The 2,020-nt window shown below is 64.0% G+C and carries 1 protein-coding gene and 1 pseudogene; both read right to left on the bottom strand.

Annotation, left to right across the window (positions count from 1 at the left end; genetic code table 11):
- Window positions 1–517: 517 nt before the first annotated feature.
- Window positions 518–1,048, bottom strand: coding sequence for a DUF1003 domain-containing protein (locus LH128_RS27535; RefSeq protein ID WP_008832978.1), 531 nt, complete (start codon window positions 1,046–1,048; stop codon window positions 518–520).
- A 15-nt stretch (window positions 1,049–1,063) separates the two neighbouring features.
- Window positions 1,064–2,020: pseudogene (lysK, locus tag LH128_RS27530) on the bottom strand (lysine--tRNA ligase); the annotation flags it as partial.

Below are 2,020 nucleotides of genomic sequence, written 5' to 3'. Positions count from 1 at the left end.
GCAAACCACGCGTCCGTTCGAAGACCCGGACTGTCTCTGCGCTACCGGAAACGCCGTCCATACGTTCCTGCGACACACGGCAGGACTTGGGACGGCCATCCCGGATAGCCTTCGGCCGATAACGATGCGAACCCTAACGACGGCCACATGGGACTTTCCGATGGAATACAGGTCGAGCCGGGCTGCACCGTGAGTTACCCGGCCGCTCGCCAGAGCTTCACGGAAAACAAAACACCGCGTCCCAGCTTGGACGCTCCCGACGCCGACCCGATGTTCTCGGACTTGCGTTGATTTCCCCGGCGTAATGCCCGCACTCGCCAGCGGGCAAAAGTCGTATGTGCTGCACGCGCAACCCCGTCATCCTCGCGAAGGCTGGGACCGCTGGCGTTTTACTGCAAGCCAACGTCCGGACGCCTAGCCGAGGGTTGGGCTTTGCGCGGCCAGCGGTCCCAGCTTTCGCTGGGATGACGGGGGTGGGGATGGAGACACGCGCGCATCCTTCCCACGGGGGCAGGATTCAGGTGTCTTCGCCGCTCCGCGCACAATCCCGATTGTCGAGGTACGCGAACAGATGATCCATCCGCTTGTGCAGCCGGATGATCTCCAACTGCGTGCGCAAGTTGACTTCGTAGTCATGCCGCGCCGCGATGCGATCCTTGTCGGAGGCGCGGTTCTGGCTCATCATGATGACCGGCGCCTGGATCGCCGCCAGCATCGAGAGCATCAGGTTGAGGAAGATATACGGGTAGGCATCGAAGGGATGCAGCCCGAATGCCTCCAGAATGCGGCTGTTCACCAGCATCCATCCAAACAGGATCACACCGAACGCGATGATGAAGCCCCAGGACCCTCCGACGGCCGCAACGCGATCCGCCAGCCGGTCGCCGAAGCTGGCGTGGAGCGCCGCTTCCTCCTGCGCATCCGGCCCCATCACCTGACCAGAGGCGATGCGCTGCAGCACCCGTCGTTCCTCGGCATCGACATCGTTCAGAGTGCGTCCGAGCAGTTCCTCGCAGAGCTGTTCGGGCGTCAGGTCGGTCCGGTGCATCGCGTCTCCGTCAGGTCAGGCAGCAAGCGCCTCGGCAATCAGCAGCCTCGTTTCGGGAACGCCGTAAAGCGCGATAAAGCTCCCCATGCGCGGCCCCTGCGGCGATCCGAGCAGCGTTTCATACAGCGCCTTGAACCAGTCGCGCAGGTTTTCGAAGCCGTAAGCCTCGTTCTTGCCGATCTCGTACACGATGTTCTGCAGGTCTTCGGCCGTGGCCCCGTCCAGCGAAGCCAACTGCGTATCGAGGTCCTTCAGTGCCGCCGCCTCGTTCTCCGTCGGCGCACGGCGATGAAGCGTCGGCGCGATGAAGTCGCGATTGGTGGCGAGCGCGGCGCGGACCATCTCTGCAAGGTCCGGATGCGCTTCGGGGCTGGCCTTGGCCACATAGTTGCCGAGGTAGGACCAGACCTGCTCCGCCGTCGCGTCCGCGCCGAGCACGCCGACGAGGTTGAGCAGCAGCGAGAACGTCACCGGCACGGTGTCGCCCGCACCTTCACCACCGCCATTGGCGCGCAGCAGGTGCCAGGTCGGATTGCCCAACTGCTTGTCGAGCGCCTGCCCGGCGAGGTTGCCACGGAACTGCCAGTATTCGTCGACCGCCTTGGGGATCACGCCGGCGTGGAGCTGCTTGGCGCTCTTGGGCTCGCGAAACAGGTAGAAGCCCAGTGACTCCTCGGTCCCATACGTCAGCCACTGGTCGATGGTCAGGCCGTTGCCCTTGGACTTCGAGATCTTCTCGCCGTTCTCGTCGAGGAACAGTTCGTAGATCAGCCCCTCGGGCTTGCGACCGCCGAGAACCTGCACGATCTTGCCCGACTGGGTGACCGAGTCGGTCAGGTCCTTGCCGCACATCTCGTAGTCGACACCCAGCGCAAACCAGCGCATCGCCCAGTCGACCTTCCACTGCAGCTTGGCCTTGCCGCCGAACACCGACTGCTCGACGACGGTGCCGTCCTCGTCGGTGAAGCGGAT

This window comes from Sphingomonas sp. LH128 (assembly GCF_000293195.2).
GTDB classification, from domain to species: Bacteria; Pseudomonadota; Alphaproteobacteria; order Sphingomonadales; family Sphingomonadaceae; genus Novosphingobium; species Novosphingobium resinovorum_A.
Note: the sequence above shows the minus strand (reverse complement) of the source record. Positions and strands in the feature narration are given on the sequence as shown.